Genomic DNA, 13,202 nt, shown 5'->3' on the forward strand with positions numbered 1-13,202 from the left:
CCGGGATCAAGGCAGTTCAACGGCTTTCACGGGCGAGCCGTTGGTGCCGCGTGGCATCAGGTGGCCGATGCTCATGATCACCAGCGGCGTGAACAGCGCGATATAGGCATTGTCGATGCCCCACGGATTGCCGGCCAGGAACCACCCGACGGTCGCCACCAGGGAGGCGATAATGCTGATGAACGCGGCTTTCGGCGTGCCGAATTTAGGCGCATAGAACACCATCAGCACCAGCACCGCCAGGGACGCGCGCAGGGCTTTGCCGAGGAAGGCGATCATCAGCACTTTGTCGGAGGTCAGGGCCAGCGCGATCGGCAACAGGCCGACGACGACGGTTGCCAGTCGGACAAAACGCAGGGATTTGACGTCGCTTTTTTCCGGGTTGAACCAGGGCTCGTAGAAGTCCCGCAGCAATAAGGTGGCCGAACCCATGCTCACCGCCGAGATGGTGCCGAACAGCGAACCGGCCAAGCCCGCAACCACCAGGCCCGCAGTCAGTTGATCCATGCTCGCGATCAGGCGGGGAAAGGCTTGCAGCGAATCCACCTGGGGAAACAAGGCGGCGCTGCACATGCCGATCAAGGCCGCGCCGATACCGAAGGGAATCATCAGGCCCGCGCAATAGAAGCACGCCCGTTGCGCCTTGCTCGCGTCGCTGACTGTGTTCACTGCTTGAATCACATATTGGGTGGAGAAGATCGAGCCGATGCCGGCAATCATCCAGGCGATGATCTGACCCCAGCCGATGGCGGTCCAGTCGAACATGCTGGGCGGCAGTTGAGTGCGCAGGGCGCTGATGCCACCGACCTGTTTCAAGCCGAACCACAGCGCCAACCCGACGCCGAGGTACTTGAGGCTGGCGTGGACGAAGTTGGTATAGATGACCGAGCGCATACCGCCGATGCTGACGTACAGCACCGACACCACACCGACAATAATGATCGCCAGGGTGCGATCAACCTGCAGCACACTGGCCAGCACCGCGCCGCCGCTGGCATAGATCGACACCGCGACGATTTCCAGGGCGAAGATGGTGATGATCGAGGTGGCAAATCGGGTGTTCTGCCCGTAGTTGCGCGACAGCACGCCGGAGATGGTGTTGTCGCCCAGATCCTTGTATTTGCGCGCCAGCAGCCAGGCGAACAACACAAAGCCCAGGGCCAGGGCGAAGAGGTTCCAGGCGGCGGAGATACCGGTTTTGAAGCCGGTTTGCGCGGTACCGATACTGACGGCGGTGCCGATAAATTCCGACAGCATCAAAAAGCCGATCAGAAACGCCGGAAAGTGCCCGCCGCCGGTGGTGTAGTTATTGGCGCTACGCGAGTGCCGACGCACACCGAAACTGATCAGCGCGAGGCTGAGCATGTAGAACGCGGTGATGGAAAGGACGATCCAGGAGGAGTGGGACTGCATGGTCATTGCCCGATCAACGTGATGAAGGTTGAGGGAAATGCAGCAGGGGCACGTTCGTGGGCTGGGTTCATGGTGATGCTCTTTAAGTATTATTGTGATGCGTTTTAGCTTCCTGGCTTTTGTTTGCGGTGTCTAATATTGAGTAAGTATTGGTGAATACCTTAAAGGTATCGGTGCGTGCCAAAAAGACGTTGAACTATTGGGGATGAAACATTCCGATGACCCTTGTAGGATCGGTCCTTCAAGTCCCGACGAGTCAGAAAAATGGATGTTCACTCGATTCTTGCCTTCACCCTGGTTGGGGGTATTGCCATCGCCAGTCCTGGTCCCGCGACGTTGATGGCCTTGAACAACAGCATCACCTATGGCCCGCGTTCCACCCTGTGGTCGTCACTCGGTAATGCCAGTGGCCTGTTCTGCCTGTCGGCGGCGGCCATGCTGGGGCTCGGGGCGTTGCTGGCCAGCTCCGAATGGATGTTCAACGTGGTGAAGATCGCCGGTGCCGGTTATCTGTTCTATCTGGGCGCCAAGCAGTTGTTGAAAAAGAGCCCGGTGCTGGCAGGCGATGCTCAAGGCCATCCGACCCGCAACAGGCCGTCGCGCAGCAAACTGTACAAGTCGGCGTTCCTGACCGCCGCCACCAACCCCAAGGCGACGATGTTTTTCACCGCGCTGTTCCCGCAGTTCATCGATCAGAGCGCTGCGCTGCTGCCGCAATTTCTGATCCTCACGGCGATCTTCATGGCCTTGTCGCTGACGTCCTTGAGTTTGTATGCCGCACTGGCCTCTCGCGCCAAAGGCCTGCTGATTCGTCCCGTATTTTCCAAATGGTTGAACCGGGTGGTGGGGTCGACCTTTATTGGCTTTGGTGCGGCGGTACTGAGCATGCGTCGGCAGGGTGTTTAGGGGAGGGGAGAGCTGTCGAGGGTGGTCGGCGGCAATCGGCCAAAACCGGTCGCTTAGGTGTCACTCAAGCACAGGGCGAAGAAAGCTTCGCTCATAGCTCAAAATGAACTTCAGTTCGGTCGTCTCTCCCACCAAACGCACACACTCCGGGTCTTGTGCGGCCTCCTGTCGATATGATCGTGTCCCAGGAAGTGGTGTAACTGAACCAACCGAAGGCGCCCTGCGGGCGAAAGAGGTTGGTCATCGTGGTTTTTGGCTAACGTTGAGTTTGCGAAGACCAAACCTTCACCGGGGGTCTGTCTTGTTCGGGGAAGTCCGTCTGGTACTCCTCATAATCAATGCGTGAAATTGCCTTCCAAAAAAAACTCATATTTCCCACACGTTTCAGGCATGGGAGAATATTGCGTGCGCCAAACGTCGAGGCTACTGTTCAAGTGTCGCTGCAAATTCAGCGACACGGGTGTGGAAACCCGTAAAGGAATCGGCGCACATTGCCGCATAAGCGGTTTTTTTGTCTTCGCTTTATGGCGGGCTGTGCGTGGGACACCTATGGTGTGCCGGGTTCCTATTCTCCGGTTTTCCACCCCGCGCACAGTTCGCCACCCTTCGCGTGGAAACGAAATGGCGAACTCCTAAATTTGAATAGGGAGGTCACCATGACCAAGAAAATTACCCCCGATCCGCCGACCGTTCGCAAAGCTCTCAGCACTGCGGATAAAGAGACATACCTGAGTAAGCTCCCGGACACTCCGTCCAACGAATCCGAGCCAGCCCCGGCCAGCACGCCGCGTTTGCTCGATACCCTCGCGCTCACCAGCTCCAAACCCGTCATCCCCGAATCCCCCTACAAACCCACGCTATTCGCCATCCAACCCGGCATCACCGCCCAGGACGCCCTGACCTACGTTTCCAATCTGCTCGAAACCGCGGAACTCAATGGCGACGAAATCAGCCTGCACACCAACCCGGTCGAACGGGCGTTGTTCTGGGGCATGCTGCATTCGGTGGAGGTGGCGCGTGCGGTGGTGGATGCCTTGCTGGAGGGCAAATCCCCGTCTAATCAGCTATCGTCAGCGTCGGGCAACCCTCCGAATGGTTGAGGTCGCCAGCCAATAAAGCGCCCCCCGTTTCCAAGGCGTTGAGTATGGGGTGAAACGGGGGCCGTCACGCCAGCGTGCCGGTCAGCTCGGCGTTAGACCTCAGAAACGAACCATAGGCCGAATACATGTCAACCGAACACCATCACGCAACCTCTGTGTCGCTTCCCCCGGAGTCGGCGATTGCCAAAGCCTACGCATCGATGAATCTCGCCGACGCTTACTCGATCGAGCTGCCCACCGGAGCGTCAACCAATCCCGAATTGTTGGCGAGGTTCATCTTCGCTCACCAAGCGCCCTGGGTCAGCAGGCTCCTGACGGTTCGAGACGCGCTCGTAGCCGGTTTCGGCCTCAAGACCGCCAAGCATCTCGCCTCACTGGATGCGCAGAGCGGAGCGGGCCGACTCGGCATCTTCAAGCTCTACAGCACAAGTCCAACTGAAGTTGTTCTTGGAGAGGACGACAAGCACCTGGACTTCAGGCTCTCTGTTCTGTGTTCCGGTCAGTCGTCGCCGGGCGCTAAACGTCACTTGACCCTGTCGACCGTTGTTCATTGCCACAATCGCTTGGGTCGTCTCTATATTTTTCTCATTGCCCCGTTTCACCGCTTGGTCGTTCAGTCCAATCTTCGCAGTGCGGCACGGGTCGGCTGGCCGTCGGCTACGGTGAGATAACGGTGCGTTCTGCCCCAAGCAAAGAGCCGTAACCCACAAAGTGTCGGTCACCAGCTCTGTGGATGAGGATTGGTATCGCGGTCGTTAGAGAGATCTCTACCGACCGCCAACATAACAATCGGATCATCAGAAAGCTCAAAGGGCGATCGTAAACCTTCATCATCACCATATGCTGTCGTGTACTGGCGCATGGACTGCGCTAGTCCGTTGCCCTAGGCTTCTGAGTAGCTGCATCACGGATGCACTCTGCGATATACGCATAGTCGACAGCGCTGTCTAAAAATGCACTCCGCCAGTGCTATCTGAATACTCGCTATTTCTGTTGGGCTCAGAATATGCCCCAAAGCGCAATTTCCTTTGGCTCGTCATCGAATGTGTTGGCTGCTATTTCAATTGTGTTGCTGTTATTGGCTGCTTTCGTAGTGCTTAGCTATTTCTAGCCAGATGTATTTGTATCTGTGCTGGAGCCATTTAATGAGTAATGTATCTAGCTGGCGTCGAAGAAAGCTTTTCTTTCGTGCGTCGAGCATTTTTTCAATGTCGCTTTCCAGTTCCTCTCTGTTGAAGCAAAGCCATATGGTAGGGAGTATGCTTTCAAGGTTGGAGTGGCAAATGGGTGCAACCTCTGAGTAGAGGATGTTTTTTATTTTATTCATGTCAAATTTTTTTACCTGTTTTACAATGGCTGCATAGTCAACTTCGTTATCAACGAATGCGTCTGACAACGCCCATCGTATATCTGCTCGTTCTTGTTTGCTTATAGAAGTTTCCACTTGGAAAACTCCTCCAATTCGTCGTCCAGACTGTCGGCAGCCATACTTCCTGCGATGCCGCCCGCAATGCTTCCTATCAGAACTACCGCTACTGCACATACAAGAGCACCAGGGCCGCAAAGTGCTGATACACCGAGGCCAGCCAGTCCACCACCAGCGGCACCACCGCCAATGATTATGCCTTGTCGAGATGTTTCCTTTACTTTGTTGTCAGCATTCATGATTTCATAAACGGCAACGGTTGCTGTGATAAGAATGCCAACCTTTCCCATTATTCTCAGTTTTTTTTGTGACGCGACTTACAGGGGGGTTATCGCGGCCCGAAGATTCTAGGATTGAATAAGGTATAGCGTCGTTCAAAGGCATGGAAGGTCTGTCGCTGTGGGCGCAGCCGGCGCGGATGGGTAGGGCGCGGTTTTTATGGTGCGCCGAGGTTATCAGCAAACGTGCCGCGCCAGGCGTTTTGAACGCTTGGAGCAGGGGGCTGTAAATAAAACAGTCCCCTTTTCGATTTATTTCGAATTTTAAATTGGAGTGAACGTTACCGTCGCGCTTCCAGAGTTATCGCTGACTTGGAGCTGATCTACGATAAAAACATAGACAGGATAGTCGCCGTCAACTTTAATTACCGCGCCTTCCGACGTGTTAACCGTATAGAACCATTTTTCATAGTTTCCATCCTTGAGTGGGGTCGTATTGAAGAGAATAACCTGTTGTATATAAACGCTGCTGCCCGAATTAAATTTCATCGTATCATCCGACAGCGTGACTGCGTACTTGCCTGTCGCCAGATTTACCGGCGTCGCCCCGCTGCCGCTTTCTGATATATTTGTCAGGTTTATTGCAGAGTTTGCATTTATCGTAATTTGAGTAGTAGACATGTCGTTGACTTTCCCTGTTCGACCGAAACTGGTCAAAATTACTATAGTCTGATTTTTATTTTTGGAAACCGCGAGCCTTTAATTTTTTCGACCATTTCCGAGAACCCTTCGTTGGAAAGCAGGCCACGCCAGTGCAGGTCTTGCGCTCCGACGTTTCAAAGCCCACAACAGTGGCTCAGAGGGGACGGGGTATCGAGGCGCAATTTAGGGGAGAACCGGAACCGGCAGGCGCCGGGATACGCTTTTGGCCGATAGCAGCCGGTCACGCAAGGTTACTATCGACAGACCGGGCCGTTGAGTACGCTGAATGGGTGGGGGGGAGCTTTGCAGCTTCCTGACGGGCGATTCGCTAGTCATCCCAGCCCAGCTCCCTGTAGGGCTTTTTGTCTTGTTCGGGGGAAGCCCGTCTGGCTCTCCCCCCCAATCAACACGCGAAATTACCTTCCAGAAAAAACTCATATTTCCCACACGTTTCAGGCATGGGAGAATATTGCGTGCGCCAAACGTCGAGGCTACTGTTCATGTGTCGCTGCAAATTCAGCGACTCGGGTTTTGCAGCCCGGCTCGAAAAGGCGCACAGCGCCGCGTAAGCGGCATTTTTACGCTCGTGTTATGGCGAGCTGTGCGCAGGAGGCTTCGGCCTGCCGGTTCCTTTTCCCGGTCTGCAAACCTGTGTACGGCTCGCCACCTTCCGTTTTGCAGCGTGGGTGACGAACTTCCATTCATGAAAAGGAGCGTCACCATGACTAAGAAGATCACCCCCGATCCGCCGACCGTTCGCAAAGCCCTCAGCACCGCGGATAAAGAGACATACCTGCGTAAGCTCCCGGACACGCCATCCAACGAATCCGAGCCAGCCCCGGTCAACACGCCCCGTTTGCTCGACACCCTCGCATTCACCCGCTCCAAACCCGTCACCCCCGAAGCCCCCTACAAACCCACGCTATTCGCCATCCAACCCGGCATCACCGCCCAGGACGCCCTGACCTACGTTTCCAATCTGCTCGAAACCGCGGAACTCAATGGCGACGAAATCAGCCTGCACACCAACCCCGTCGAACGGGCGTTGTTCTGGGGCATGCTGCATTCGGTGGAGGTGGCGCGTGCGGTGGTGGATGCCTTGTTGGAGGGTGAATCCCCGTCTAATCAGCTATCGTCAGCGTTGGGTAACTCTCCGAATGGTTGAGGTCGTCAGCCAACAACGCGGCCCCCGTTTCCAGCGCGTTGAGTATGGGATCTTGGGAGCAACTGAAAAGGTGACCCCCGTTAGCCTTGAATCGAGACCGGCTAATGGGGGGGCACTTTTCTCCAAGGCTGCTATCGACAACCGAGCGTCCAAGAAATCGAGGCGGCGCCAGCAACCGCTTTGGGGGACACGATCTTTGATCGTGTTTGCTACGAGCGCAACATAACAGCTACTCGCATCCTATCTCGCTACGGGCCACCTTTTCGTTAGCGAGTTTTTTGCCAGTCTGCACCGAAATGCGTTTTTGAATGCCCGATAAGGTGGCGGAACTGAAGCGTTCGCAGCTTTCGGTTTCCCACACATCACCGGTTAAGATGTTAACCGCGAAATGCCCCAGCACATTGGACGCCGCGCCTTTTGGATTATTAAACACCAAACCGAAGTCATAGTATCCCGGACGAAATAGAGTCCCTTTCTCTTCGCCCTGCCATGGACCGTCAATCCACATATCCGGGTTTGACATCTTGTAGTGCTGGTGTTTCAGTACCACAAGCAGAACCTGCTTGGCTTGATCCGCCGTCAAACCGGAAGGCCGAATGCTCTCTGCGTTGAGTGATTCCGCAAACACGGGCGAACAGGCCAATAGGGCAGCAGCAACCACCAATGCTTGCAGCCGACTTATGTATCGCATTGCATTCTCGCTTTCACCATACCAATTGCATCTTCCACAAGTTTTGCATACCCAAAGCGCCCGCCAGTCTCCGCATTGCCTGTGTTGAAGTGGCCTGTAACAAGGGCTCTGCTAAACTCGCCCGGATCTTTTTTACCGCGTACTGCACTCCCAAATCGCGCTAAAAAAGACTGCCCTGACTGTAAAAATGAGTCGAAAGCAGCAACTTTCATTCTTGGATCGCCCAGTGCCGTTATTGTGCCGGTCTGTAAAGGTGCTGGCGCGTGCATCGAGAAAAAATTGTTGCCCTCGGTAGCGAACCGACCTTTCCCGTATTGACTCTCATGTGCGGCAAGGCCAAGAATGTTTTCGCAAGGAACCCCGCCGTATCACTAGACCATCCCGCTCCAAGGCGCGTAGCGTCTTAGGTGTTCAGTCCCGGAATGAGAGGGTGCGGATCAATTGTGAAACGGTCTGGATTTTGAGTCCAGGCCAGATCGTGTCCCAGGCCTCGCAGATCCCCTTGAGGGGAGTACGCCTTTGCCGCATGCCCCATGTACAGATCACCAGGCCCGGCCAGGCCACTTCAACAGACATCCGCTACTTTCCCGCACAGAAATAGGGAGTGGTTGTGCCATTTGGTAGCACGCACCTCTACCAGCCGCCCGCATCTTTCCTGCGCTTAGACAAAAGACTTTATTTGAATCAAATAGTTAAGCCTTCATGGCGGCTGTTGGCACGCATCCTGCTTTTTTGTATTCATGGATAATTGGATACAAAAATACATAGGTGCTGCCAATGCAATTTGCCCCCGCTTACGTTGACCGCCAGCCCCTTACCGCTGAGGAGGAGGCCTACAAATTCCTGCTCGACGCGATCTGCGGCGGGCGCTACCGCAAAGGCGACCGCCTGATCGCCGAAGACATTGCCAGCGAGATTGGCATGAGCCGTATGCCAGTGCGCGAGGCCTTTCGCCGCCTCGATGCCCAGGGCCTGGTGACCTTGCGGCCCAACCGTGGCGCGATCGTCAGTGGCCTGGATATCGACGAGTTGCACGAAGTGTTCGAGATGCGCAGCGCCTTGGAGGGCCTCGCGGTGCGCGTTGCGGTTAGCCGCATCGGCGAGCGCCAGATGGCGGCTCTGGAGCGGCTGCTGGACGAGATGGATGACTACCGCGACGAGAGCGCCGCGTGGGTCCGTCGCCACCGCGCCTTTCATGAATACCTGTGCAGCCTCAGCGGCCGCCCGCGCTTGATGAAGCAGATTTCGGCGTTGTATTCGCTGGTGGAAGCGCCCATGCGCCTGTGGTTGCAGCACAGCGAAAAACCCCTCAGCGCGCGCCAGGAACACGCGGTGATCCTCGACGCGATTCGCGCCGGTGACGCCGCCCGCGCCGAAGCCGTGGTGCGCGAACACATCGAAAGCACCGTGCCGCTGCTGATTCAATTTCTGCAATTGAAAAAATAAGAGAGGCGGGTCCGAACCCGTCCGTGTTTTGACTTTAGTCCTGCCCCGTTATTCAACGAAGTGGAGTGTCTGGTCATGCATAAACAACGCCGTGCCTTGCTGGTGGCTGTAACCCTTGGTCTCTGTACACAATGGGCGTTTGCCGCGCCCCAAGTGCCGGAGCGTCTGCAAAAGGTCGATAAGCTCACCTACTGCTCGGGGATGGATTCACCGCCCTTGGTGTCTTTCGACGAATCCCAGAAACCGCGCGGGCTCACCGTCGACCTGGGCCTGGAAATCGCCAAACGCCTGGGCGGCAAACAGGTGCAGTGGCGGGTGATTCCGTTCTCCGGCCTGTTACCCGCGCTGCTTGCCCAGCAGTGCGACATGATCGTCGACCAACTGTTCGACAAGCCTGAGCGCCGCCAGGTGATCGACATCGTCAATTACATGTACTCCAGTCAGGCGGTGGTGGTGCCCAAGGGCAACCCCAAGGGCATCAAGACCCTGGATGACCTCTCCGCGCACAAAGTGGCCGTGCTCAACGGCTCCACCATCAAGACCCTCCTGGATACCCAGAACGACAGCCTGGTCAAGGCCGGCAAGCCACCGATGAAGCTGGTGGTCTACAACACCGACACGGATGCCTTCCAGGCCTTGCGCATCAGCCAGGTCGACGCCTACGGCACCACCGTGGAAACCGCCGGCTACTACGCCGCGATGGCCCCGGACCTGTTCCAGGAAGGCGTGCCTGCATTCAGCCGCATCCTCACCGGCCTGGGCATGCGCAAGGATGATCCGCAACTGACCGCCGCCGTGCAGCAGATCATCAGCGACATGCGCAGTGACGGCAGCTACGCGCAATTGCTCAACAAATGGCATGTCAGCAGCGATACACTCGACTGAGGCCTTACAACAATGAATTTCAATTGGGATGTGTTCTGGCAGTACCTGCTGCAGCCCAGCGGGGTTTACCTCACGGGGCTCTGGCTGACGTGCCTGATCAGCGTGCTGGCGATGCTGCTCGGCTGTGCGCTGGGCCTGGCGGCTGCGCTGTTGCGTCTGTCGAAGAACCCGCTGCTGCACCTGCCGGTACGCTTTTACGTGTGGCTGATGCGCGGCACGCCGTTACTGGTGCAGATCGTGTTTTTGTACACGGCACTGGCGGCGGGCGGGATCTTCCGCTTCGAGGACATCGAGCTGTTTGGGCTGATCATCCCGGGCAATATCCAGGCGGCGATCATCGCCCTGGGTCTGAATGAAGGTGCTTACATGGCCGAAATCATCCGCGCCGGCATCGGCGCGGTGGACAGGGGCCAGTACGAAGCCGGACGTTCCCTGGGCATGGGGTTTGGCAAGCTGATGCGGCGCATCGTGCTGCCCCAGGCGTTCCGGGTGATCGTGCCGCCGCTGGGCAATGAGTTCAATGTGATGCTCAAGAACACCACGCTGGTCAGTGTGATCGGGGTGCAGGAGTTGTTGCTCAGTACGCAGATGGTGACCTCGGCGACGTTTCGCGTATTCGAGTTGTACTTGGTCGTCGCGATTTACTTCCTGACTTTGACCACCCTGTGGGGCTTTTTCCAACGCTGGCTCGAAAACCGCTTCGGCCAGTCCGATCGACCTTCCGCGCCACCGCCGGCCGCCAGCCGCATGTTCGGTCGCAGCACCCTGAAACTGCTGAGGGGACGTTAACCATGGCGCACCAAAGTGAAGAACTGATCATTGAGGCTCTGGACGTTCAGAAGTCGTTCGGCGAGTTGCAGATCCTCAAAGGCATCTCCCTGCAAGTGCGGCGCGGCGAAGTGGTGGTGCTGATCGGCGCCTCCGGCTCCGGCAAGACCACCTTTATCCGCTGCATCAACCTGCTGGAAGACATCCAGGGCGGGCGCATTCGCGTCAACGGCCGCGCCATGGGGTATCGCGAGCGTAGCGACGGCAGCCTGGTGCGCGATTCGGAACGCAACATCGCCCGCCAGCGCCGCGACATCGGCATGGTGTTCCAGCGTTTCAACCTGTTCCCGCACATGACCGCGTTGGAGAACATCATCGAAGCGCCGATCCAGGTGCTCGGCGTGCCGCGTGCCCAGGCGCTGGAACAGGCTCGCGGCTTGCTGGCGCGGGTCGGCCTGGCGGACAAGGCCCAGCATTACCCGTCGATGCTCTCCGGCGGCCAGCAGCAGCGGGTGGCGATTGCTCGTGCGCTGGCGATGAAGCCCCAGGCCATGCTGTTCGACGAACCCACCAGCGCCCTCGATCCGGAAACCGTGGGCGAGGTCTTGCAGGTGATGAAGGAGCTGGCCGAGGAGGGCATGACCATGGTGGTGGTCACCCACGAAATGGGCTTCGCTCGCGAAGTGGCCGACCGGGTGGTGGTGCTCGATCAGGGCGAACTCATCGAACAGGGGCCGCCGGAGCAAATTTTCAGCCACCCCAGCCATCCGCGTACCCGGGCCTTTCTCAGCCGTGTGTTATGACCTTTTTTGAAGAGCCTTTGCCATGTTGAAATTCTCCGCTCACGAGTACCCCTATCCATCGCAACGCCAGAGTGTGTTTGCCCGTCGTGGCATGGTCGCGGCATCGCAGCCACTGGCTGCTCAGGCCGGGATCGAAATCATGCAAAAGGGCGGCAACGCCATCGATGCCGCCATCGCGACCGCAGCCGCCCTGACGGTGGTGGAGCCCACCGGCTGTGGCCTGGGTGGCGATGCCTTTGCGCTGGTCTGGTGCAAGGGCCAGTTGCACGGCCTGAATGGCAATGGTCATGCGCCGGCCGCCTTGAGTATCGAGGCGGTCAAGGCCGCAGGGCATGTGCAGATGCCGTTGTATGGTTGGACCCCCGTTACCGTGCCCGGCTGCCCGTCAGCCTGGGCGGAGCTGTCGCAACGCTTCGGCAAGTTACCGTTTGCCCAATTGCTGCAACCGGCCATCAGCCTGGCGCGCGACGGTTTCCCGTTGTCGCCGGTGGTTGCCCATCAATGGCAGATCTCCTTGAATGAATTCAGCCCGCACCGCGATGAAGTGCTGGAGGCCTGGTTCGACACGTTCCTGACTGACGGCCGCGCTCCACGCGCCGGGGAGATCTTCCGCAATCCGGCCCAGGCCCGGACCCTGGAAGACCTCGCCGCCACCCGTTGCGAAAGCCTGTATCGCGGCGCCCTGGCCGAGCGCCTGGATGCGCATTCGCGCGCCAGCGGCGGCTACCTGCGCGCCAGCGACCTCCAGGATTACCGCGCGCAGTGGGTCGAACCGATCCACATCAACTACCGTGGCGTGGATGTCTGGGAAATCCCGCCCAGTGGCCAGGGCCTGGTCGCGCTCATGGCGCTGAAGATCCTTGAAGGCTTCAGCTTCGATCACCGCGACAGCCAGCAGACCTGGCATCGCCAATTGGAGGCGATGAAGCTCGCCTACAGCGATGGCCTGCACTACATCACCGACCCGGCGCACATGCGCGTGGCGGTGGCCGACTTGCTCAGCGACGACTACAGCGCCCGCCGTCGAGGCCAGATCGGCGAACAGGCCCTGCCGCCCAAACCCGGCGACCCCCACGCCAGCGGTACGGTGTACCTGGCCACGGCGGATGCCGAAGGCAACATGGTCTCGTTCATCCAGAGCAACTACCACGGCTTCGGCTCCGGCGTAGTGCTGCCCGACAGCGGCATTGCCCTGCAGAATCGCGGGCAGGAATTCAGTCTCGATGCGGCCCACGCCAACTGCCTGGCACCGGGCAAGAAAACCTTCCACACCATCATCCCCGGCTTCCTCAGCAAGGACGGCAAGGCCCTTGGGCCGTTCGGCGTCATGGGCGGCTACATGCAGCCTCAAGGCCATGTGCAGATGGTGATGAACCTGGTGGACTTCGGCCTCAACCCCCAGGCGGCCTTGGACGCACCGCGCTGGCAATGGCTGGGCGACATGAAGGTCGGCATCGAACACGGCGCTTCGCGGGACCTGGTCAATGCGCTGGCGCGGCGCGGGCATAAGGTGCAGACCGACAGTGACCTGACCGACTACGGGCGTGGGCAGATCATCTTGCGTGATCCGGCCACAGGGGTGTTGTGCGGGGGCACTGAGCCACGGGCGGATTCGCACATCGCGGCTTGGTAACGGCTGCCTGATTTCCACCCTATTACAAATTCAGTACGCGGGGAGC

At 58.0% G+C, this 13,202-nt stretch carries 13 protein-coding genes and 2 pseudogenes; 9 read left to right on the forward strand and 6 right to left on the reverse strand.

Annotation, left to right across the window (positions count from 1 at the left end; all coding sequences use genetic code 11):
* Positions 1 to 6 precede the first annotated feature (6 nt).
* Complete coding sequence (locus tag M5B99_RS12750; RefSeq protein WP_248804451.1) at positions 7 to 1,413, reverse strand: sodium:solute symporter family protein; 1,407 nt, start codon at positions 1,411 to 1,413, stop codon at positions 7 to 9.
* Positions 1,414 to 1,677: 264 nt separating this feature from the next.
* On the opposite strand from M5B99_RS12750, the gene M5B99_RS12755 reads away from it, so the two are divergent.
* Positions 1,678 to 2,319 (forward strand): LysE family translocator, encoded by a 642-nt coding sequence (locus M5B99_RS12755; protein ID WP_248804338.1) that lies wholly within the window; start codon positions 1,678 to 1,680, stop codon positions 2,317 to 2,319.
* 60 nt (positions 2,320 to 2,379) lie between these two features.
* Here the strand turns inward: M5B99_RS12755 and M5B99_RS12760 are convergent.
* Positions 2,380 to 2,493 (reverse strand): annotated as a pseudogene (locus M5B99_RS12760) (NIPSNAP family protein); the annotation flags it as partial.
* Positions 2,494 to 2,975: 482 nt separating this feature from the next.
* Between M5B99_RS12760 and M5B99_RS12765 the strand changes: the two are divergent.
* Entirely contained in the window at positions 2,976 to 3,419 is a 444-nt protein-coding gene (locus tag M5B99_RS12765) for a hypothetical protein (protein WP_248804339.1), read from the forward strand.
* A 125-nt stretch (positions 3,420 to 3,544) separates the two neighbouring features.
* Positions 3,545 to 4,090, forward strand: coding sequence for a DUF2867 domain-containing protein (locus tag M5B99_RS12770; protein WP_248804340.1), 546 nt, complete (start codon positions 3,545 to 3,547; stop codon positions 4,088 to 4,090).
* Positions 4,091 to 4,494: 404 nt separating this feature from the next.
* Here the strand turns inward: M5B99_RS12770 and M5B99_RS12775 are convergent, their stop codons facing one another.
* From M5B99_RS12775 to M5B99_RS12785, 3 genes and pseudogenes are all read right to left on the reverse strand, one after another.
* Positions 4,495 to 4,863, reverse strand: a complete 369-nt coding sequence (locus tag M5B99_RS12775) for a hypothetical protein (RefSeq protein ID WP_248804341.1) — start codon at positions 4,861 to 4,863, stop codon at positions 4,495 to 4,497.
* Positions 4,848 to 5,211, reverse strand: a pseudogene (locus tag M5B99_RS12780) (hypothetical protein); the annotation flags it as partial. The pseudogene M5B99_RS12780 and the gene M5B99_RS12775, both read right to left, overlap by 16 nt.
* Positions 5,212 to 5,387: 176 nt before the next feature.
* A complete protein-coding gene (locus tag M5B99_RS12785) occupies positions 5,388 to 5,744 on the reverse strand; it encodes a hypothetical protein (RefSeq protein WP_248799904.1) in 357 nt (118 codons plus the stop codon).
* 742 nt (positions 5,745 to 6,486) lie between these two features.
* On the opposite strand from M5B99_RS12785, the gene M5B99_RS12790 reads away from it, so the two are divergent.
* Positions 6,487 to 6,930 (forward strand): hypothetical protein, encoded by a 444-nt coding sequence (locus tag M5B99_RS12790; RefSeq protein ID WP_248804342.1) that lies wholly within the window; start codon positions 6,487 to 6,489, stop codon positions 6,928 to 6,930.
* A gap of 229 nt (positions 6,931 to 7,159) precedes the next feature.
* On the opposite strand, the gene M5B99_RS12795 is transcribed toward M5B99_RS12790, so the two are convergent.
* Positions 7,160 to 7,621, reverse strand: a complete 462-nt coding sequence (locus M5B99_RS12795; protein WP_248804343.1) for a hypothetical protein — start codon at positions 7,619 to 7,621, stop codon at positions 7,160 to 7,162.
* 777 nt (positions 7,622 to 8,398) lie between these two features.
* Between M5B99_RS12795 and M5B99_RS12800 the strand changes: the two genes are divergently transcribed.
* From M5B99_RS12800 to M5B99_RS12820, 5 genes are all read left to right on the forward strand, one after another.
* Positions 8,399 to 9,067 carry a GntR family transcriptional regulator gene (locus M5B99_RS12800; RefSeq protein WP_248804344.1) on the forward strand — a complete coding sequence of 223 codons (669 nt, stop codon included), beginning with the start codon at positions 8,399 to 8,401 and terminating at the stop codon, positions 9,065 to 9,067.
* Positions 9,068 to 9,142: 75 nt separating this feature from the next.
* The gene (locus M5B99_RS12805; protein WP_248804345.1) at positions 9,143 to 9,952 is read left to right on the forward strand and encodes an ABC transporter substrate-binding protein; all 810 of its coding nucleotides are present in this window, start codon (positions 9,143 to 9,145) and stop codon (positions 9,950 to 9,952) included.
* 12 nt (positions 9,953 to 9,964) lie between these two features.
* Positions 9,965 to 10,741, forward strand: a complete 777-nt coding sequence (locus tag M5B99_RS12810; RefSeq protein ID WP_248804346.1) for an amino acid ABC transporter permease — start codon at positions 9,965 to 9,967, stop codon at positions 10,739 to 10,741.
* 2 nt (positions 10,742 to 10,743) lie between these two features.
* On the forward strand, positions 10,744 to 11,523 hold the full coding sequence (locus M5B99_RS12815) for an amino acid ABC transporter ATP-binding protein (RefSeq protein WP_248804347.1): 780 nt from the start codon (positions 10,744 to 10,746) through the stop codon (positions 11,521 to 11,523).
* A 22-nt stretch (positions 11,524 to 11,545) separates the two neighbouring features.
* On the forward strand, positions 11,546 to 13,156 hold the full coding sequence (locus tag M5B99_RS12820) for a gamma-glutamyltransferase family protein (RefSeq protein WP_248804348.1): 1,611 nt from the start codon (positions 11,546 to 11,548) through the stop codon (positions 13,154 to 13,156).
* Positions 13,157 to 13,202: the final 46 nt, after the last annotated feature.

It is taken from the genome of Pseudomonas sp. MWU13-2100 (assembly GCF_023242365.1).
Taxonomy (GTDB): Bacteria; Pseudomonadota; Gammaproteobacteria; order Pseudomonadales; family Pseudomonadaceae; genus Aquipseudomonas.

Excerpts from the sequence above, each read along its gene's own strand:
- M5B99_RS12750 (WP_248804451.1), bottom strand. The coding sequence starts at position 1,413 with ATGCAGTCCCACTCCTCCTGGATCGTCCTTTCCATCACCGCGTTCTAC.
- M5B99_RS12755 (WP_248804338.1), top strand. The coding sequence starts at position 1,678 with ATGGATGTTCACTCGATTCTTGCCTTCACCCTGGTTGGGGGTATTGCC.
- M5B99_RS12765 (WP_248804339.1), top strand. The coding sequence starts at position 2,976 with ATGACCAAGAAAATTACCCCCGATCCGCCGACCGTTCGCAAAGCTCTC.
- M5B99_RS12770 (WP_248804340.1), top strand. The coding sequence starts at position 3,545 with ATGTCAACCGAACACCATCACGCAACCTCTGTGTCGCTTCCCCCGGAG.
- M5B99_RS12785 (WP_248799904.1), bottom strand. The coding sequence starts at position 5,744 with ATGTCTACTACTCAAATTACGATAAATGCAAACTCTGCAATAAACCTG.
- M5B99_RS12790 (WP_248804342.1), top strand. The coding sequence starts at position 6,487 with ATGACTAAGAAGATCACCCCCGATCCGCCGACCGTTCGCAAAGCCCTC.
- M5B99_RS12795 (WP_248804343.1), bottom strand. The coding sequence starts at position 7,621 with ATGCGATACATAAGTCGGCTGCAAGCATTGGTGGTTGCTGCTGCCCTA.
- M5B99_RS12800 (WP_248804344.1), top strand. The coding sequence starts at position 8,399 with ATGCAATTTGCCCCCGCTTACGTTGACCGCCAGCCCCTTACCGCTGAG.
- M5B99_RS12805 (WP_248804345.1), top strand. The coding sequence starts at position 9,143 with ATGCATAAACAACGCCGTGCCTTGCTGGTGGCTGTAACCCTTGGTCTC.
- M5B99_RS12810 (WP_248804346.1), top strand. The coding sequence starts at position 9,965 with ATGAATTTCAATTGGGATGTGTTCTGGCAGTACCTGCTGCAGCCCAGC.
- M5B99_RS12815 (WP_248804347.1), top strand. The coding sequence starts at position 10,744 with ATGGCGCACCAAAGTGAAGAACTGATCATTGAGGCTCTGGACGTTCAG.
- M5B99_RS12820 (WP_248804348.1), top strand. The coding sequence starts at position 11,546 with ATGTTGAAATTCTCCGCTCACGAGTACCCCTATCCATCGCAACGCCAG.